Source organism: Mesorhizobium sp. AD1-1 (assembly GCF_020164655.1).
GTDB lineage: Bacteria > Pseudomonadota > Alphaproteobacteria > Rhizobiales > Rhizobiaceae > Mesorhizobium > Mesorhizobium ciceri.
The window spans coordinates 445,645-463,300 of the sequence record NZ_JAIUGP010000002.1 but is presented as its reverse complement, the minus strand read 5'-3'; the positions used below and the strand labels follow the sequence as shown (position 1 = coordinate 463,300).

General features: G+C 64.1%; 17 protein-coding genes and 1 tRNA gene. 10 read left to right on the top strand and 8 right to left on the bottom strand.

Annotated features, from left to right (window positions below):
- The first annotated feature begins 1 nt into the window (after position 1).
- The 3 genes from LB519_RS05780 to LB519_RS05770 are packed head-to-tail and all read left to right on the top strand — an operon-like array spanning position 2 to position 2,413.
- Complete coding sequence (locus tag LB519_RS05780; RefSeq protein ID WP_064992652.1) at positions 2-523, top strand: phage tail protein; 522 nt, start codon at positions 2-4, stop codon at positions 521-523.
- A 27-nt stretch (positions 524-550) separates the two neighbouring features.
- A complete protein-coding gene (locus LB519_RS05775; RefSeq protein WP_063173399.1) occupies positions 551-1,864 on the top strand; it encodes a hypothetical protein in 1,314 nt (437 codons plus the stop codon).
- Between the two features lie 3 nt (positions 1,865-1,867).
- Complete coding sequence (locus tag LB519_RS05770) at positions 1,868-2,413, top strand: GNAT family N-acetyltransferase (protein ID WP_224618986.1); 546 nt, start codon at positions 1,868-1,870, stop codon at positions 2,411-2,413.
- A gap of 72 nt (positions 2,414-2,485) precedes the next feature.
- On the opposite strand, the gene LB519_RS05765 is transcribed toward LB519_RS05770, so the two are convergent.
- Entirely contained in the window at positions 2,486-2,881 is a 396-nt protein-coding gene (locus tag LB519_RS05765) for a DUF6916 family protein (protein WP_224618984.1), read from the bottom strand.
- A gap of 235 nt (positions 2,882-3,116) precedes the next feature.
- On the opposite strand from LB519_RS05765, the gene LB519_RS05760 reads away from it, so the two are divergent.
- Positions 3,117-3,908, top strand: coding sequence for a SapC family protein (locus LB519_RS05760; protein ID WP_224618982.1), 792 nt, complete (start codon positions 3,117-3,119; stop codon positions 3,906-3,908).
- Between the two features lie 87 nt (positions 3,909-3,995).
- Here the strand turns inward: LB519_RS05760 and LB519_RS05755 are convergent, their stop codons facing one another.
- Positions 3,996-4,802 carry an NYN domain-containing protein gene (locus LB519_RS05755; protein ID WP_224618981.1) on the bottom strand — a complete coding sequence of 269 codons (807 nt, stop codon included), beginning with the start codon at positions 4,800-4,802 and terminating at the stop codon, positions 3,996-3,998.
- 210 nt (positions 4,803-5,012) lie between these two features.
- Positions 5,013-5,087, bottom strand: a tRNA-Gly gene (locus LB519_RS05750).
- 255 nt (positions 5,088-5,342) lie between these two features.
- Here LB519_RS05750 and LB519_RS05745 point away from each other — a divergent pair.
- From LB519_RS05745 to LB519_RS05730, 4 genes are all read left to right on the top strand, one after another.
- Positions 5,343-5,840, top strand: coding sequence for a prolyl-tRNA synthetase associated domain-containing protein (locus LB519_RS05745; protein WP_224618978.1), 498 nt, complete (start codon positions 5,343-5,345; stop codon positions 5,838-5,840).
- 84 nt (positions 5,841-5,924) lie between these two features.
- Positions 5,925-6,926, top strand: a complete 1,002-nt coding sequence (gene trxA, locus LB519_RS05740; RefSeq protein WP_063169575.1) for a thioredoxin — start codon at positions 5,925-5,927, stop codon at positions 6,924-6,926.
- A gap of 106 nt (positions 6,927-7,032) precedes the next feature.
- Positions 7,033-7,704 carry an LON peptidase substrate-binding domain-containing protein gene (locus tag LB519_RS05735; RefSeq protein ID WP_013528774.1) on the top strand — a complete coding sequence of 224 codons (672 nt, stop codon included), beginning with the start codon at positions 7,033-7,035 and terminating at the stop codon, positions 7,702-7,704.
- Between the two features lie 9 nt (positions 7,705-7,713).
- A complete protein-coding gene (locus tag LB519_RS05730; protein ID WP_013528775.1) occupies positions 7,714-7,953 on the top strand; it encodes a Trm112 family protein in 240 nt (79 codons plus the stop codon).
- Positions 7,954-8,048: 95 nt separating this feature from the next.
- Here LB519_RS05730 and LB519_RS05725 read toward each other — a convergent pair whose 3' ends face one another.
- Genes LB519_RS05725 through LB519_RS05715 form a run of 3 tightly spaced genes read right to left on the bottom strand, consistent with a single transcriptional unit; the run spans position 8,049 to position 13,850 of the window.
- Positions 8,049-11,396: an error-prone DNA polymerase gene (locus LB519_RS05725; protein WP_127370951.1), complete on the bottom strand. Its 3,348-nt coding sequence runs from the start codon at positions 11,394-11,396 to the stop codon at positions 8,049-8,051.
- Complete coding sequence (locus LB519_RS05720) at positions 11,393-12,871, bottom strand: DUF6504 family protein (RefSeq protein WP_027162864.1); 1,479 nt, start codon at positions 12,869-12,871, stop codon at positions 11,393-11,395. The genes LB519_RS05725 and LB519_RS05720 overlap by 4 nt, the downstream gene beginning before the upstream one ends.
- On the bottom strand, positions 12,813-13,850 hold the full coding sequence (locus LB519_RS05715) for an ImuA family protein (protein WP_027162865.1): 1,038 nt from the start codon (positions 13,848-13,850) through the stop codon (positions 12,813-12,815). Before LB519_RS05715 ends, LB519_RS05720 begins: the two co-directional genes overlap by 59 nt.
- A gap of 182 nt (positions 13,851-14,032) precedes the next feature.
- Between LB519_RS05715 and LB519_RS05710 the strand changes: the two genes are divergently transcribed.
- A complete protein-coding gene (locus LB519_RS05710) occupies positions 14,033-14,455 on the top strand; it encodes a metallopeptidase family protein (RefSeq protein ID WP_023763026.1) in 423 nt (140 codons plus the stop codon).
- Between the two features lie 187 nt (positions 14,456-14,642).
- Here LB519_RS05710 and LB519_RS05705 read toward each other — a convergent pair whose 3' ends face one another.
- Positions 14,643-14,849, bottom strand: a complete 207-nt coding sequence (locus LB519_RS05705; RefSeq protein WP_013528780.1) for a DUF1737 domain-containing protein — start codon at positions 14,847-14,849, stop codon at positions 14,643-14,645.
- 51 nt (positions 14,850-14,900) lie between these two features.
- Entirely contained in the window at positions 14,901-15,776 is an 876-nt protein-coding gene (locus LB519_RS05700) for an HpcH/HpaI aldolase/citrate lyase family protein (protein WP_224618976.1), read from the bottom strand.
- 339 nt (positions 15,777-16,115) lie between these two features.
- Between LB519_RS05700 and LB519_RS05695 the strand changes: the two genes are divergently transcribed.
- Positions 16,116-17,654 (top strand): DUF4173 domain-containing protein, encoded by a 1,539-nt coding sequence (locus tag LB519_RS05695; protein ID WP_224618975.1) that lies wholly within the window; start codon positions 16,116-16,118, stop codon positions 17,652-17,654.
- Positions 17,655-17,656 lie beyond the last annotated feature (2 nt).

Here is a 17,656-nt window from a genome sequence, read left to right as displayed (position 1 = left end):
CATGGCTGACCCATTCGTCGCCGAAATCCGAATCTTTCCCTTCAATTTCGCGCCCAGCGGCTGGGCTTGGTGCGATGGCCAGCTCCTACCGCTGTCGCAGAACACCGCGCTGTTCTCGTTGCTCGGCACCACTTATGGCGGCGACGGCAAGTCCAACTTTGCCTTGCCCGATCTGCAAGGCCGCGCGCCGATGCACCCAGGGCAAGGACCTGGGCTTTCGCTGCACGATCTCGGCGAGACGGGCGGTTCGCAGACAGTGTCGCTGCTGATATCGGAGATGCCGCAGCACGGGCACAATTTGATGGCCAACGTCAATCCCGCCAATCTGGCGGCGCCAAGTCCCGCACGATCTTTCGCGCGGACGGCTCCCGGGCAGTCCTACTCGGCGACGGCCACTTTGACGCCGCTCAGCGATCAGGCGGTGCGGCCGATCGGCGGCGACCAGCCGCACAACAATATGCAGCCCTATCTCACCTGCTATTTCTGCATCGCGCTGCAAGGCATTTTCCCACCAAGAGGCTGACCGAGCCAACAGGGCAGGACCGATATCATGGCCAAGAACGCAGAACCGAAGTCGAAGGCCCCCGCGGCGAAGACGCCGGCGCGGAAAGCGCCCTCCAGGGCCAGGGCCCGCCCGGCGCCGTCCAGCCCCCCACCCATTTACCAGCACAAGCCGGCCGGCGCTTCGTTCTTCGAACTGTCTCGGCTGATGGTGGTGGGTATCGATTCCGCCAAGGGGCAGTTGATCCAGAAGGCGCAGCTTTCGCCGAACGGGCCATGGCCTTCGGCCTGGTCGTTCATCGCGCCCGGCGCCTGGGTGATCATGACGGCGGGGCTGACCAGGGACGGCCGCGTCGCGGTGGTCGCGCAGCCATCGGGAACCACCAACCTGTCCTTCATCACCGAGGACGCCAACCAGATCGGCCCGGTCGAGAAATGGACCGCGCCGATGAGCATCGGCACGCCGCCCGGCGCGACCAGCTACCAGAAGCTTTCGATGGCGCGCGATGCCGATGGCCGCATCGAAGTCTTCGTCACCGACAATCAGGGCCGCATCTGGTGGATCTACCAGAATCCGGACCAGATCGTGCAGGTGCAGAAAACCATCACGCCACCGGGCACGACGACGCCGATCGTCGTCACCGTCGACGTGCCGGCGCCGCCGGCCAAACCGTGGAGCGACTGGATCCAGATCCCCGGCGGGCTTGTGACGGTTTCGGCGATACGCCAGGGTGACGGCCGCATCGCGCTGTTCGGCATCAATTCGAACCTGCATCTCTATCGCTGCCAGCAGGCGAAGGCGCGGGCCTTGAGGGCCGCCGACTGGACGGGTTGGGTGCAGATCGACACGACCCAGACAGGTGGCTTCATCGAGATGGCGCCGGTGATCGGCCCGCTCGGCGCCACCAATCTGTTCGCCCTGACCCAGAGCGGCCAGGTGCTGCATACGCGCCAGATGCCCGCCGGATCGGATACGTGGACGCAGTGGGCGACACCTGGCTACTCCAGGGCGTCCAACCTGGCGCTTGCCGCCGGCATCCAGGGCGACGGCGATATCGTGCTGGTCGCCGCCGACCAGCACTTCCTCCAATTCAACGCGCAATGGGATGCCTACACCCAGAACTGGTCGGGATGGCGCGATTTCGGCGCATCCCTTCGCTCGACGCGCCTGACGCTCAACTACAATGCCGATGGCCGGCTTGCTCTGTTCAGCCTGGCGCGCATGCCGGACGGCACCAACGGCCTGTGGACGATCAACCAGATGGGCATCGACAGTTCCGAATGGGAGTACAACTGGACGTCGCTGACCGACAACAATCTCAAGCAGATCGTCGTCGTGCGCGACCTGACGCCGCCGGTCTGACGGTTGATTTCCGGTCGCGTGGCGGAAGGCAAGCAGGCCCGTCCGGTCTGGTCGCGCTCCGACAAGGCCGGGCTCCGCTTTCGTGCGGCAGTGGACGCGGACATGCCGTTCCTGTCGCGGCTCTACGCCTCGACGCGCATGGATGAACTCGCCGTGACGGCGTGGAGCGACGCGCAGAAGGCTGGCTTCCTCGGCATGCAGTTCCAGGCGCAGCACGCGCATTACCAAAAACACTATCCCGAGGCCGACTGGCTGGTGGTGGAACGAGCGGGCAAAGACATCGGCCGGCTCTACATCGAGCGCTGGCCAGGCCAGCACCGCATCATCGACATTGCCTTCCTGCCGGAGCATCGCCGCAAGGGCTACGGCACCGCACTGCTGCGCGACCTTATCGACGAGGCATGGTTAGCCGGCAAATCAGCCTCGATCCACGTCGAGAAGCACAATCCGGCCAGGTGGCTCTATGTCAGGCTCGGTTTTGCGGTGGTCGAGGACAAGGGTGTATACGATTTGATGGAATTTGCGGCGCCGAGCGGCGGGGCGGGGTGAGACGATGGCTGTCCCGCTGGCGTCAAGGTTTCGCGCCGCAGCGCAAGCGTCGCCTCAAAAAGCAAACGTCGCCTAGTTGAACACCGCTTCGTACAGCCGCCCGGCCGCATCGGCGGCGACCGGCACGATGAAGATCTCGTGGCTGCCGCTTTCCCCGGTGAAAAGGTAGGTCGCCTGCGGCAGCGCGATGTCGCGCGGGCCTCTAAACAGCAGCGAGAAACCGCCGCCTGGGCGCGGGCTGGCGGCGATGGGTTTGACCGCGCTCAGTTCGAGCGGGATCTGCTTGCCCCCGGCTTCGATGGTGAAGGTTTGTCCCTGCTCGAAATCCGACACCGACGCCATCCCGTTTGCCTCAATCTGTGCGCTGGAGCGGTTCAGCGTTCGGATCCGATCCAGCTCTTTGTTTCTCCGCAATTGCCAGGGGAAAACCGCTGCACACTTTTCCCGGAATTGCTCCAGCGGCGGCACTGTCGCCGCTTCGCCGCAAGCTGTCCAGAGGCGGGCAGGCCGCGGTCGTGTTCCCCAAGACAATCGATCGCCGCAAATCCCAAAGATACAGCACCGCCTGTCCTTTTATGCGCGCAAGAGACGCTGTAGTACTTTGTCCTGCGCGGGATTCCTTTCGATCCAAGATCAGCGCAAACAAGCATAGATCCCGGCTTCGGGACCATTGGCAGCCTGACGGGCGTGCGGGAGACGGATGATGGCGGATGCAAAGACGGACGTGACGGGCGATGCGCTGCCGCTGTTCTATTCGAGGCCCGAGGCGCTCAATCCGGCGCGGCACGGCTCGCTTGGCCTGACCGCGCGCAGTGACTTCGGCTTCGCCCGCTCGGCGCACGCCATTCCGGTGGTCGCGTCGGAAATGCCGGCGGCGATGCGCTCCTACCCGATCGTCTTCATCGGCCCGGCCAAGTCGCCGGTGATCATCACCGGCGTGCGCCAGAACGAGAATTTGTTCGTCGATGCCGACGGCAAATGGACCGGGCCGCACTACATCCCCGCCTATGTCCGCCGCTATCCCTTCATCCTGGCCGAAGACCCGACATCGGCCGGCCGGCTGACGCTGTGCATCGAACGGGCCAGCAATCGCATCGTCGACCAGCTGCTGGCGCCGTTGCGCGACGACAAGATCCTGCCGTTCTTCGCCGGCAACGAGCCGACCGAAGCGACCAGACAGGCGCTTGCCTTCTGCAACCAGTTCCAGATCGACTTCCGAGCTACCCGCGAGATGGTCGAAAAGATCGATGCGCACGGCCTGTTTTCGCCGCGCCAGAGCAAGGTGACGCTGGAGGGTGGCGAGGTGCTCAACCTCACCGACTTCCAGGTGATCGACGAGCCGGCCTTCAACAAATTGAGCGACGAGGCGTTTCTCGACCTGCGCAAATCAGGCGCGCTCGGCCTGCTCTATTGCCACCTCGCCTCGACCAACAGCTGGACCTCGCTGGTGCATCAGGCATCGCTGCGGAAGGCGGATGGGGCGAAGGTTGGCTGAGGCAGCCTTTCCCCTTGGCCGTATCCAACTCCGGAAAACAGCGTACGAGCAATCAGGAAAGAAACTTCCGATCTATGTCCCTGCCGGTCAGCTCATCCTCAGGCGAACCAAGACAACCTTCGGCTGGTCGCCCGCGCGCTCCACATCTAGTATACCGGAAGCTTCAGCTAGATCACTCAATCGCGCATAGCCGTAGTTTCTAGCGTCGAAGTCTGGAGATTGCTTTGCCAGATGGGCGCCCACGCGTGCGAGATTCGCGCGACCGTCTTCGTCTGCCGATGCTTCCACCGCCTTTCGGAGCATGCTCAGCGCGGCCTTGTCCAGTCTGCCACCCGCCGCTCCGCCCTGCGCTGGACGGGCTTTTTCCGGTTCGGTTTTGACGGGTACGGCGGCAGCGGCGGCGGGCTTTCCAACGAGCTTCTCTTTTGTAATCGGGGCAGTCAGCGGCGGCTCGGCTGCCGCGCCATCGAGCACATCGGCATATATGAACTTGTCGCAGGCCGTTATGAACGGTCGAGGCGTCTTGCGTTCACCGAACCCGTAAACGGTTATGCCCTGTTCGCGGATTCGTGACGCGAGCCTTGCGAAATCGCTGTCGCTCGAAACGATACAGAAGCCGGAAAAGCGCCCCGTGTAGAGCAGGTCCATCGCGTCAATGATCATCGCGCCGTCGGTCGCGTTCTTACCTGTCGTGTAGGCGAACTGCTGCATCGGTTGAATCGAATGCTCAAGCAGGCATTCCTTCCAGCCACCGAGGTTTGGCTTCGTCCAGTCACCGTAGATTCGCCTGACGCTCGCGGTGCCGTAATTGGCGATCTCCGCAAGAAGCCCCGAGATGATCTTCGGTGAAGCGTTGTCGCCGTCAATCAAAAGCGCCAGTGTATCGCCCGTCATTTTGCAAACCCTCTGCCTGTCCCATACGATAACCCAGATTTTAGGTTCAGGCATCTTGCATGGATACGTCTCGAAACTCGCTCGTGCGAGGGATTTGGAGGCGTTTTTTTGAGCCGGGGATGCGTAAACTTGGGAGGCGATTGCCGGGCCAAAAACGAAAAAGCCGCGGGCGACCGCGGCTTTTCGATGCTTGATTTCCTTAGAGGAAACTGGAGCGGGTGAAGCGATTCGAACGCTCGACCCCAACCTTGGCAAGGTTGTGCTCTACCCCTGAGCTACACCCGCTCGCACGGCGTCTTGGCCGCAAGCCGGGCCTATATGGCTGAAGAGCGCGGCGATTGCAACAGGGAAATCGCAGGCTTTTTTACGACCCGGCAAGCGAGGCCGGCAAGCCGCCGGCGGGCGCGCGAGTGGCACGCGGCGGGGGCGCCACCGCAAAGGGCGGGTGCCGCTCACCGTGATGTCGCATGACGGTCTTGTGTCGGCCGCCCCATTGGCCGTAAACGGCATGGGCTCACAAACGGGACGAAGACGAAACCGATGCCGAAGACCGAAGCCGAACTTTTTGCCTTTCTTGCCGAGCTGGGCATTGCTGCCTCGACCAGGCGCCATCCACCGCTCTATACCGTCGCCGATTCGCAGGCGCTGCGCGGCGAGATCGCCGGCGGGCACACGAAAAACCTGTTCCTGAAGGACAAGAAGGACAATTTCTTTCTGGTCACCGTCGGCGAGGACGCGGTCGTCGACCTGAAGCAGATCCACCAGGTGATCGGCGCCGCCAGCCGGGTTTCTTTCGGCAAACCGGAGATGCTGATGGAGCTGCTCGGCGTCACGCCGGGCGCCGTCACGGTCTTTGGCATCATCAACGACACGGCAAACAGGGTCAAGCTCGTGCTCGACAAGGATTTGATGGAGCATGCGGTGATCAATGGGCATCCGCTGACCAATGAGGCGACGACATCGATCGCAGCGGGCGACCTGATCAGATTCGTCGAGGCAACCGGGCACGATGCTGCTATCTTGAAAGTCTCCGCGTGATCGCCACATGGATGGCTTAAAACCGATGGTCTGAAGCATAGGGCGCCTGGCTGCCGGCCGGCGGCGCCACGGAAGGGTAAAGAGATGAGCGACAACAATCCGTTCGGCGGCCCCTTTGGCGGCAATGGCGGCCAGTACACCACCTCGGTGCAGTATGGTGGAACCGCGCCGGCGCCGGCGAAAGTCGCGCTTGGCGATACGCCCGCCGCTCCCGCCGATGTGATCAAGGACACGACGACGGCTGCCTTTGCCGCCGATGTCATCCAGGAATCGCGCCGCCAGCCGGTGCTGGTCGATTTTTGGGCGCCCTGGTGCGGACCTTGCAAGCAACTGACGCCGCAGTTGGAGAAGGCGGTCAAGGCCGCCGGCGGCAGGGTCAAGCTGGTCAAGATGAACATCGACGACCATCCGTCGATCGCCGGCCAGCTCGGCATCCAGTCGATCCCGGCGGTCATCGCCTTCAAGGACGGCCAGCCGGTCGATGGCTTCATGGGCGCCATCCCGGAGAGCCAGATCAACGAATTCATCACCAAGGTCGGCGGCAAGGGCAATGGCGCGCCGCCGGTGGCCGAAGCTCTGGCTGCGGCGACCGAGGCGCGCGACGCCGGCGACATGCAGACCGCGGCCGACATTTATGACGCCATCCTGGCGCAGGCGCCGGAGACGATCGAGGCGATCGCCGGACTGGGAGAGCTGCTGTTCGAGGCCGGCGACACGGAAGGCGCCGAGGCGCTTTTGGCAACAGCCCCGGAGGCCAAGAAGGATGCGCCGCCGGTGGCAGCCCTGCGCGCCAGGATGGCGGTTGCGGCGCAGGCGGCGGCTCTCGGCAATCCAGCCGAATTCGAGCGGCGCCTTGCGGAAAATCCCGGAGATCACCAGGCGCGTTTCGATCTGGCCATGATCCAGAACGCCAACGGCGACCGTACGGCCGCAGCCGACAATCTGCTGGCCATCATCAAGGCCGACCGGGCCTGGAACGAGGATGGCGCGAGGACGCAATTGCTGCAGCTGTTCGAGGCCTGGGGCATGACCGACGAGGCGACGCTGGCAGCGCGCCGCAAATTGTCGGCGCTGCTGTTTTCCTGAGCCGGCTGCCGGTTGTTTTGCCGCACGGGCTTGGCGTCGGCGATGATTGCGCCAGATTAGGGCCAAGAACTCACGCGCTTCTTGATGGCGCGATCGGAGGAATGAGGTGCAAGCGGGAAACGCGCATTACCGGCTCGCCAAGGATTTGCCGTCGACGATCCCTATCTTTCCGCTCGAGGGGGCGCTTTTGCTGCCGGGAGGCCGCATGCCGCTCAACATCTTCGAGCCGCGCTATCTGCAGATGGTGGACGAGGCGATCGCCGGCTCGCGGCTCATCGGCGTCATCCAGCCCAGTCTCGACGGGGCCTTGCGCGACGACGGCGAGCCGGAACTCTGCAATGTCGGTTGCGCCGGGCGCATCATCGCCTTTTCCGAGAGCGGCGACGGCCGTTACCTGATTTCGCTGCAGGGCGTGTGCCGGTTCCGCATCGCCCACGAATTGACGGTCAAGACGCCGTTTCGCCAGTGCAAGCCCTCGCCTTTCCTTGCCGATCTCGATGAGGACCAGGCGGGCAACGAGATCGACCGGCCATCGCTGCTCAAGGCATTTCGCGCCTATCTGCAGGCCAACGACCTCGAGGCCGACTGGGAAAGCGTCAGCCGGGCCGAAAATGCCATGCTGGTCAATGCGTTGTCGATGATGGCGCCCTATGGGCCAGCCGAGAAACAGGCGCTGCTCGAAGCGGCGGATTTGAAGACCCGGGCCGAGACGCTGATCGCCATCACCGAAATGGCGCTGGCGCGCGAGAATGAGGATTTTGGGTCGAGTTTGCAGTAAGAGGGCGCGATGGCGGACGGACGTGACGGGAAGAAGGTCGACCCCAAGCTGCTGGAGTTGCTGGCCTGCCCACTGACCAAGGGGCCGCTGGCCTGGGATCCGGAGCGCGGCGAACTGATTTCCAGGGTCGCCAAGATTGCCTATCCGGTGCGTGACGGCATCCCGATCATGCTGCCTTCCGAGGCGCGGACGCTTTCGGTGGAGGATGTGCTGGCCCCGCCGCCGCCGCGTCTGGGTGGGCCGGGCTGAGGGGCACGTTTCTTGTACCCAATAGGCCGGCAGGACAGAGGGGGCGCGAAGGATCGCCGACGTCCGCTTTCGTTCCGCTCTTGGCATGGCCTTGCCTACTGAAAATTCCGCCCCTTGGGCATGACCTGTTCCGCTTCTTCCGACAGCGTTGCGAGATCCTGCCGGATCGGCGCGCTTTGTTTGGCGGGGCTGGAGCGATCCGAACCGTCCTTGGCGAGGTCTCTCGGAGGAACCACTGGTGCAGTCTCGCTGACCTTCTCCAGAAGCACGGTCAGCCAGGGCGTCAGATCCTCGATCTTCTCGGCAACGATGTGGACCACACCCGATTCCGACTGCAATTTCCCGGTGACCTTGACGAACCGGGCCCCCATGACGATAGGCCGATAGCGGTCGAAGGTTCTTTGCCAGAAGATGATGTTGGCCACCGCCTTGTCGTCCTCCAGCGTCAGGAAGATCGCATTGCCCTTGCCGGGGCGCTGCCGCACCAGCACGAGGCCGGCGACCGAGACGCGCCTGCCGTCGCGCACGGAAGGAAGATTCGCATTCGGGATGACGCCGGCGCGGTCGAGCCGCTCGCGCAGGAAGGCGACCGGATGCGCCTTCAGCGACAGGCCGAGCGCGCGGTAATCGTGGATGACATGCTCGCCGAGCGGCATTTTCGGCAGCCTCGTCTCCGGTTCCAGCTCGCGCAGGCGAAGCGCCGGCTGGTCGAACAGCGGCAGTCTTTCGGCGGCGCTCTTGCCATCGAGCGCGCGCACCGCCCACAGGGCTTCGCGACGGTCAAGACCGAGCGAGCGAAAGGCATCGGCCTGCGCCAGTTTTTCGATCTCGCCGACATCGAGGCCGGAGCGCAGCCAGACATCCCTGACGGATACATAGCCTGAGCCGCGCCGCTCGACGAAAGCCTCCATGCGCTCCTTCGACAGGCCCTTGATCTGCCTGAAGCCGAGCCGCAGCGCATGATTTGTCTCGATGACGCCGCGCATTTCGGCATGGCGTGGCAGGATGCGGGCCGGATCGAATGGCGCCTTTTCCAACGTACAATCCCACACCGAAAAATTGACGTCGACGTCGCGGATGTCGACGCCATGGTCGCTTGCGTCGCGCACGAGTTGGGCCGGCTGGTAAAACCCCATCGGCTGCGAATTCAGGATCGCGGCGCAGAACACGTCGGGATAGAAGGTCTTGAACCAGCAGGAGGCATAGACGAGCAGGGCGAAGGAAGCAGCATGGCTTTCAGGAAAGCCGTATTCGCCAAAGCCCTCGATCTGCTTGAAGCAGCGCTCGGCGAAGTCCTTCGTGTAGCCCTTGCCGACCATGCCATTGATCATACGGTCGCGGTAATTGCCGATGGTGCCGGTGCGCTTGAAGGTGGCCATGGCGCGGCGCAGTTCATCGGCTTCGCCCGGTTTGAAACCGCCGGCGACGATGGCGATATTCATCGCCTGTTCCTGGAACAGCGGTACGCCAAGCGTTTTCTTGAGGATCGCTTCCAGCTCCGGCTTTTGATACTCGGCCTGTTCCTTGCCTTGCCGGCGGCGCAGATAGGGATGGACCATGTCGCCCTGGATCGGGCCCGGCCGAACGATCGCCACCTCGATGACGAGATCATAAAAGGTTTTCGGCTGGAGGCGCGGCAGCATCGACATCTGGGCCCGCGATTCGATCTGGAAGACGCCGAGCGTGTCGGCGCGACAGATCATCTTGTAGACCTGCCTGTCCTCCGGCGGCAGGGTGGCCAACACATAGGGCTGCCCATAATCATCCCGCGCATTAGGATAGTGATCCGTGAGCAAGGTGAAGGCGCGTTGCAGGCAGGTCAGCATGCCGAGCGCCAGCACGTCGACTTTCAAGATCTTCACCGCGTCGAGATCGTCCTTGTCCCATTCGACCATCTTGCGCTCGTCCATCGCCGTCTTGACGATAGGCACAATCTCGTCGAGCCGGTCCCTGGTGATGACGAAGCCGCCGACATGCTGGGAGAGATGGCGGGGGAAGCCCATGATCTCATTGGCACGCTCCATCACGTGCCCCGACACCGGGTCGGTGCGGTCGAGGCCGCCGGCGCGGGCTTCCTTCTCGCCAAGCTCCGATGTCGACCAACCCCAGATCGAGCCGGAAAGCGATGCCCTGACATCCTCGGACAGGCCCATCGCCTTCGACACTTCGCGCAGCGCCGAACGGCCGCGATAGCTGATGACGGCGGCGGCAAGTGCCGTGCGCTTGCCGCTGTATTTCTCGTAGATGTACTGGATTACAGTTTCGCGCTTTTCGTGCTCGAAATCGACGTCGATATCCGGCGGCTCGTTTCTCTCCTCGGAAATGAAGCGCTCGAAGAGCGAATCGATTTTTTCCGGCCCCACTTCGGTGATGCCGATGCAGAAGCAGACGACCGAATTGGCGGCTGATCCACGTCCCTGGCAGAGAATATCCTTGCTGCGCGCGAACTTGACGATGTCGTAGACAGTCAGGAAATAGCGGGCATAGTTGAGGCGTTCGATCAAAGCGAGCTCTTCCTCGATGCGCTTGGTCACGGAATCCGGCACACCAGCCGGATAGCGGTTCGCCGCTCCCTCCCGCGCCAGTCGCGCCAGCTCAGCCTGTGGACCAAGACCCGATTCCGTCGGCTCGTCGGGGTAGTTGTACTGGAGGTCGCCGAGCGAAAAAGTCAGCTCTTGCGCAAATCGCAGCGTCTCGGCCAGCGCCTGCGGGTGCCGGCGGAACAGGCGGCCCATCTCCATCGGCGGCTTCAGATGGCGCTCGGCATTGGCGGCCAGTTGTAGCCCGACCTCGGCAACGGGCGTGTTGAGGCGGATCGCGGTCAGCACGTCCTGCAACGGGCGCCGTTCGGCGGTGTGATAAAGAACGTCGTTGGTCGCCATCAGCGGAATGCCGGCGCTCTCGGCAAGTGCTGCCGCCTGCTCGATGCGGAAACGGTCATTGCCGGCGTAGTCGGGCGAAACGCCAAGCCGCAGGTTCCTGCCGAAACGGCCCTTGAGCTCACCAAGCAAGGCAAGACTGTCTTGCGCCCCCGTCGACAGACCGGGCAGGACCGCCAGCGACATCAGGTCACCCCATTCGAGCAGGTCGCCGCGCTGGAGAAGGGTGGCGCCTTTTTCGTTCTCGTCGCGCAGATTGGCTTGCGTCAGCATGCGGCAGAGGTGCCCCCAGCCCTTGCGGTCCTGGGGATAGGCGAGGATGTCCGGCGTGCCGTCGTCAAAAACCAGCCGGCAGCCGGGGTGATAGGAGAGTTTTTCGACCTTGGCCTGCTGCCAGGCGCGCACCACGCCGGCCACCGTGTTGCGATCGGCAAGTCCGATCGCCGAGAAGCCCAGGAGCTTGGCCGCGACCATCAGCTCCTCCGGCTTGGAGGCGCCGCGCAGGAAGGAGAAATTCGACTGGATGCCGAACTCGGCATAGGGAATGACGGTCAGCGCGTTCATGCGAAGACTCCATGCAGGAACCAGCGCGGCGGGACTTGCGAGGCGCCGCCGTAGAGGCCTTGCCGGTAGAGCCAGTAGCGGCGGCCGTCGGCATCCTCGATGCGGAAATAGTCGCGCGTCGATGCCGCCTCGTCGCTTGGCGCTTCCCGCCACCATTCGGCGGCGATGCGTTCCGGCCCTTCGGCGCGCTTGACCCGGTAGAGCGCGCGCCGCCAGCGGAAGTTCAGCGGCGGTCCTTCCGGCATTTCGGTGGCCGGCACATCGATGGGTTCGGGCGAGCGAAACAGCCGGATCGGTCGTTCCGGCGGAAATATGGTTTTTGGTGCCTGCAGCCTGTCCGGCTTCTTCGGCGGCGTGGTCCGGCACGGCGCGTCGGTGAAGGGGATGGTGGCGACGGCACGCTCCGGCAGATGGCTTTCGACCGCGACCGGCCGGAGAACCGCGCCATCGCCGAGCCGGGCGCGGATGCGGTCGGCGAACAGCGCGATATCGGCGCCGTCGTCGGTCACCTCGCCGGCAAGATCGGCCTGCTGCATGTCGAAGGTGGCTGATGCCAACACCGAGAGCCGCACCAGATCGAAACCATAGCCGGCATCGATATCCTGTTCGAGCGCGGCCAGCCTTTCATGGAACAGTTTCTGGATCAGCATGGGTTCGCGCATCGGCCGCGAGGTACCGAGCGCGATGCGGCTGACGGCGCCGTCGACGCGAAAGAGCAGCAGCGCCAGCGTCCGGGCGCCCTCGCCGCGGCGCTCGAGGTCGGTCTTCAAGGTCGCCGCCAGCATGCCCACCAGCCGTTCGATGTCCTCGGTCAGGGTGACGGGTTCGGCGAGGTGGCGTTCGACCGAAAGCGGCGCGACGGGCAGGCGCGGCGACACCGCCTCGTCGAGCCGGCCAAGCGCCTGGTCGAGGCGCAGGAGCAGCAGGGCGCCGAAGCGGCGGGCGAGCGGCGCGCGCGGTGCCGCCATGACGGCGCCCGCCGTGCGCAGGCCCACACTTTCCAGGCTGGTGCGGGTCGAAGGTTCTATGCGCAGCGCGGCCAGCGGCAGGGGCGCCAGCAGCGCCTCCTCCTCGCCTGACACAACGATGCGGTCGCCGCAAAAGCGTGCCGCCGCCCAGGCAGCGCCCGGCGTCGCGGCAAGCCCGGCGCGGACATCGAAACCCTGATGGAAGAAGCGCGACAGGATGTCGTCCAGCATGGCGCGCTCGCCGCCGAACAGATGGGTGCAGCCGGTGACGTCGAGAAACAGGCCGTCTGCCCCGTCCAGCGCCACCAGCGGGGTGTAGCGGTCGCACCAGTCGGCGAGGCCTTCGAGCAGGCGGCGATCGGCTTCCGGATCGGCCTCGACGACGTCGATCGACGGATGCATGGCGCGCGCATCGGCGATGCCCATGTCGCGCTTCAGGTGCAGCGCCTCAGCCCGCTCGTCGAGGGCCGAGATGCGCTGTGCGTTGCGGTCGCGATGGCTGATCACGAGCGGCGGGTGAGAGGGGTGATCCGACGGCCGGGAACGCCAGGACCGCCCCAGACGCTGGCGCAGGATCCTTTCCGCCGCCAGATAGGGAAACCATAGGGACAGGATTCTTTGGCCGGTTTCTTTCCCCACCTGCTCCTTCGTCGCCCGCTCTTTCGTCGAATGCGCGTTCATCGGGGTTCCACTCCAGTGTGAATTGTCCAGGCAGGGCCGTGCGGCTCTTGCCGATGGTGAGGGTGAAGGCCGGGCGGCCGATCGAGCCGGCCAGCGGCCCGGCGATGGTGTCGCGCGGCACCGCCGGCGCCGAGGCGACGATGAGGCGGACGGGTGCCGCCGTCGGTTCGGGCCCAGCCGCCTGCCGCAGCAGGAACACCGGCCGGCCGGCCGCTTGCGCCCTTGCATGCAGCCGGCGTGTCGCGGTCAGGTCAAGCCGCTGCGGATTGCCGCGGATTTCCAGGATGACGGCGGCGAGCGCCGTCATCCGGGCCGCCTCCTCGGCGACCCACAGCGCATCGACGAGCCTTGGCGCCTCGGAAAACAGCAATTGCTCCGGCTCGATGCCGAACGAGGCGTGAAGCCCCCTGGCATAGGGAAAGCCGGCCTCGCGAAAAATCTCCGATGTGCCGATCCACAGCACCGGCAGCCCTGGCGTTTGCTTGAGGATCAGGCTGGTGAGCGACAAAGCGAAGCCGGCGACGGCCCCGGCATCGCGGGTTTCAAGCCCATGGATTTCGCTCAGGGCGGCCTTCGGCAGCCCGCCGCTCAGGGCGGCATCGAGGCGCCCGACGCCGATAGGCAGGAACGCATCCGGCAACGCCGCGGCAATGCCACGCCGGACGATTGTGAGATCAGTGTTGACGTCAGCATCAAAGGGTGCGGCTGCCGGCGCAGCCAAGCGCTCGGGCAGCGTTCCCTCGATTTTCGCGATCTGGCGGCGCAGGGCAAAAACAGTCTCCCGCGCCACGGCGGTCATCGCCATGACGGTCAGCTTCCACTCACAATTGTTCCTGTTATGTTCCTATAGATTCCAGAGCGCATCCCAAGAGTCAAGCAGAGTCATGGGGAATTTATTCCTCTCTGCAGGGATGGCGCAGGCGCATCGGCCCGTTCATTTGCCGATTCCGGTGCGAAAGCCTATATGCCGGGATCAAAGGACAAAGCATGGCCCGCATCTACAAGACCCGCACCTGGCACGACGAACTCTCGCCCTCGATGGACGAAATGGAGTTCCTGGCGCTGGAGGCGTACGCCCATCTGCCGGAGGATTTTCGCAAGCTGACCGGCGAGATCGTCATCCAGATCGCCGAATTCCCAACCGACGAAATCATGGACGATCTGTCGCTGGAAACGCCATTCGACCTGCTCGGCCTGTTCGAGGGACGCGGCATCGCCGAGCGCTGGAACCCGCAGACCGGCGAAGGCCCGAACCGCATCACGCTCTACCGCCGCGCCATCCTCGATTACTGGTCCGAGAACGAAGAGACGCTGGGCGACATCGTCACCCACGTGCTGATCCACGAGATCGGCCACCATTTCGGCCTGTCGGACGATGATATGGAGAAGATCGAAGAGGCGGCGGAGTAGAGTGCGCTGATATTCAGGTGATGCCGGCCTGCAAATGATGGCTTCCTGCGCTTCCCCGCTCTACCGCGTCGCGGTAGAACGGTGCTCACGTACCCAAAAGTACGCTCCGCTCCGGTTCTCGGAAACCACCATTTTTGACTCGGCCTGACCTGAATCTCAACACACGCTGCGTCGGAGCTTTTCAAATCTACCAGTCACTCAGCTTGGTATCGGGCCCGTATTCCTGACCGTCGATATCCTTGACCACGGCCTGGCCGCAACGCATCGCTTTGGCCTTCTTGTCGTAGGCATAGGTCGGCGAGCCGAACAGATGCCAGCCCTTGTTCAGCGCCGCTGTCACCTTGTGGCAGAAGCTGGCATCGTCCGGAGCGGACAGAAAGCGGTAGAGTTTCATTGTTCAATTCCTGTCGTGAGTAGCTGTAGCCCGCTCGCATCCATCGAGCATTTATGACCCGATGGCGGCTGCCTTCGCCAGCAGTTTTTCGGCCTGCGCCAGGTGCAGCCGTTCGACCATCCTGCCGTTCAGCGCGATCACACCCTTGCCGGCATTCTCGGCGAGCGCGAAGGCTTCCCTCACCGAGCGTGCCTCGGCCACCGCTTCCGTGGACGGCACGAAGGCGCGGTTCGCGGCTTCGATCTGGGCCGGGTGGATGAGGCTCTTGCCGTCGAACCCCATGGCCGCGGCTTCCGCGCATTCATGGGCGAAGGCGTCGAGGTCGCGAAAATCGTTGGAGACGCCGTCGAGCATGTCGATGCCGCCGGCGCGTGCGGCCAGCACCATCTGCATCAGCCATGGCACGAGGTAGCGCCTATCAGGCGTCGCCAGAATGCCGGTCTCCTTGACCAGATCATTCGTTCCGGCAACGAAACAATTGAGCCGCGAGGCCGGATCGCGGCCAAGTTCGGCGATGGCGCCGATGTTGAGCAGCGCCTTGGGCGTCTCGATCATCGCCCATAGTTTCACGCTGTGGGGAGCGAAATTGTCGTCAAGCACGTCGCCGGCCTCGAGCAGGTCGCGCGGCGTGTCGACCTTGGGCAGAAGGATGCCGTCGGGTTCGCAGCTTGCGGCCGCCAGCAGGTCGTCGGCGCCCCATTCGCCTGATATCGCATTGATGCGCACGATCATCTCGCAGCGTCTCTCGGAATGGCCGGCGAAAATGCCGGCCAGTTTTTCGCGGGCGGCGATCTTGTCGGCCGGAGCGACGGCGTCTTCCAGGTCGATGATGATGGCATCGCAGGCAAGCTGCGCGATCTTGGCCAAGGCCTTGTCGCTGGAGGCCGGGATGTAGAGCACGGAGCGGCGCGGACGGTAGGTTTCCATGGCTGATCTATGCCGCTTGTGGGCGGGTGAGGCAAGTCGGGGCATGAAGCTACCAATCTCCCCCACGAGGGGGGAGATCGGCAGCGTTTACCCCTGCACGAAAACTGCACGGGCCTGCGGAAAACCTCCTCGGATCCGCCCTGCCGTTTCCCCGCCCGCTTGCGAGACAAGCGGCATGCACAAGCGAGCAAAGCCCCGTTGGTCCCTGCCTCACCGACTGCGGAGCGAGGGCTGGTGGCTGGCCGATCCGCCGCGCGCGTGTCCCGTCGCAACCCTCATTCCCTTTGTCCGCAAAAGCCCGCCAACGGTTCGGCTGGAAGCCATCAGGAAAGCCAGGTCATGACAGCGTTGTTCTCCGCCGCGCCGAGCTATTGCAGCCGTTTCGGTGTCGCCATCCTGCTGGCAGCGCTCGCGGATTTTCTGTTCTATGGCCAGCCCGCCGGGATCACGGTTCTCCTGTTCGCCCTGCTGATTGCCGCGGCGGTCGTCGCTGTGCACCCGGCCGCCTTCAACGACGGCCGGGTCTGGCTCAAGCCCATCGCCTTGCTTGTCCCGCTGCTGCCGCTGGCTGAAAACGTCAGCACCCTGTCGGTCTCGATCGCGCTGGCGGCGCTGACCGTCTTCGCGCTTTCGTTGAGCGGCCGGCTGCGGCACAGCATCGCCCGCATTGCCGGGCAGATCGTGCTGTTCGGGCTGGCGGCGCCGTTCCGCTTCGTCATTGATTTCATCCGCTGGCGCAGGACGGCGCGGCGGTTCGGTGGGCGTCGCATCCGGCTGGCGGCGATCGCCGTCTGGGTGATGCCGCTGACGCTGGGCGCGGTCTTCCTGGCGCTGTTCGGTGCCGCCAATCCGGTCATCGACTATTGGCTGTCGCTGATCGATCTCGTGAGGCTGCTCGATCTTATCCAGCTGGCGCGGATTGCCTTCTGGCTGTTCGTGCTCGCCGCTGTCTGGGCTTTTCTGCGACCGCGCCTGCCGCGCCTGATTCGCCGCATCCCGCGCGCGTTGCCGGCGGTCAGCGCTCAAGCCGGCAAAACCGCCACCACCATCGAAGACATCCTGTTCGGCAAGGCCGCCATCCTGCGCGCCCTGATCGTCTTCAACATCCTGTTTGCGCTGCAGACGGCGCTCGACGCCGCCTATCTGTGGGGCGGGGCAGCGCTTCCCGATGGGCTGAGCTACGCCTCCTACGCGCATCGTGGCGCCTATCCCTTGATCGTCACGGCACTGCTTGCCGCCGGCTTCGTGCTGGCAGCGCTGCGACCCGGCAGCGAAACCTCGGCCGATCCGCTGATCCGCCGGCTGGTCTATGTCTGGGTGGCGCAGAACATCATGCTGGTCATCTCGTCGATCCTGCGGCTCGACCTCTATGTCGGCATCTATGCATTGACCTACTGGCGCGTCGCCGCCTTTGTCTGGATGGGGCTGGTGGCAGCAGGCCTTGCCCTGATCATTGCCCGCATCGCGCTTAGAAAATCCAACGAATGGCTGCTGTCCGCCAATCTTCTGACGTTATCCCTGACGCTTTATGCCGGCTGTTTCATCAATTTCGCAGCAACGATCGCCAACTACAATGTCGACCATTCCCTCGAAATGACCGGCCAGGGCATTCCCCTAGACGCCTGGTATCTTCACTCGCTCGGTCCGGGTGCGTTTCCCGCGCTCGATCGCTTCCTCGAGCACCAGGGCAAGACGACAGCCGCCGGCACTGTCCGCGAACTGGCCGGCGTGCGCGGCAGCGACGAAATCTGGTATCGAACCATCCAGCAGAACTGGCGGGCCTGGAGCTTTCGCGACTGGCGGCTGCTTCGATATCTCGACACCAAGGAGCCGTTCGTGATTCCCTCCGCTATCGAACCTTCCATGCCGGGCCGCTGATC

Bases quoted from the DNA above. Each gene is read 5' to 3' on its own strand.
- LB519_RS05725 (WP_127370951.1), bottom strand. From the start codon at position 11,396: ATGAACGCGCTGACCGTCATTCCCTATGCCGAGTTCGGCATCCAGTCG.
- LB519_RS05705 (WP_013528780.1), bottom strand. From the start codon at position 14,849: ATGAAACTCTACCGCTTTCTGTCCGCTCCGGACGATGCCAGCTTCTGC.
- LB519_RS05715 (WP_027162865.1), bottom strand. From the start codon at position 13,850: ATGGCGATGACCGCCGTGGCGCGGGAGACTGTTTTTGCCCTGCGCCGC.
- LB519_RS05755 (WP_224618981.1), bottom strand. From the start codon at position 4,802: ATGACGGGCGATACACTGGCGCTTTTGATTGACGGCGACAACGCTTCA.
- LB519_RS05730 (WP_013528775.1), top strand. From the start codon at position 7,714: ATGGCGGACGGACGTGACGGGAAGAAGGTCGACCCCAAGCTGCTGGAG.
- LB519_RS05700 (WP_224618976.1), bottom strand. From the start codon at position 15,776: ATGGAAACCTACCGTCCGCGCCGCTCCGTGCTCTACATCCCGGCCTCC.
- LB519_RS05780 (WP_064992652.1), top strand. From the start codon at position 2: ATGGCTGACCCATTCGTCGCCGAAATCCGAATCTTTCCCTTCAATTTC.
- LB519_RS05745 (WP_224618978.1), top strand. From the start codon at position 5,343: ATGCCGAAGACCGAAGCCGAACTTTTTGCCTTTCTTGCCGAGCTGGGC.
- LB519_RS05775 (WP_063173399.1), top strand. From the start codon at position 551: ATGGCCAAGAACGCAGAACCGAAGTCGAAGGCCCCCGCGGCGAAGACG.
- trxA (WP_063169575.1), top strand. From the start codon at position 5,925: ATGAGCGACAACAATCCGTTCGGCGGCCCCTTTGGCGGCAATGGCGGC.
- LB519_RS05695 (WP_224618975.1), top strand. From the start codon at position 16,116: ATGACAGCGTTGTTCTCCGCCGCGCCGAGCTATTGCAGCCGTTTCGGT.
- LB519_RS05710 (WP_023763026.1), top strand. From the start codon at position 14,033: ATGGCCCGCATCTACAAGACCCGCACCTGGCACGACGAACTCTCGCCC.
- LB519_RS05760 (WP_224618982.1), top strand. From the start codon at position 3,117: ATGGCGGATGCAAAGACGGACGTGACGGGCGATGCGCTGCCGCTGTTC.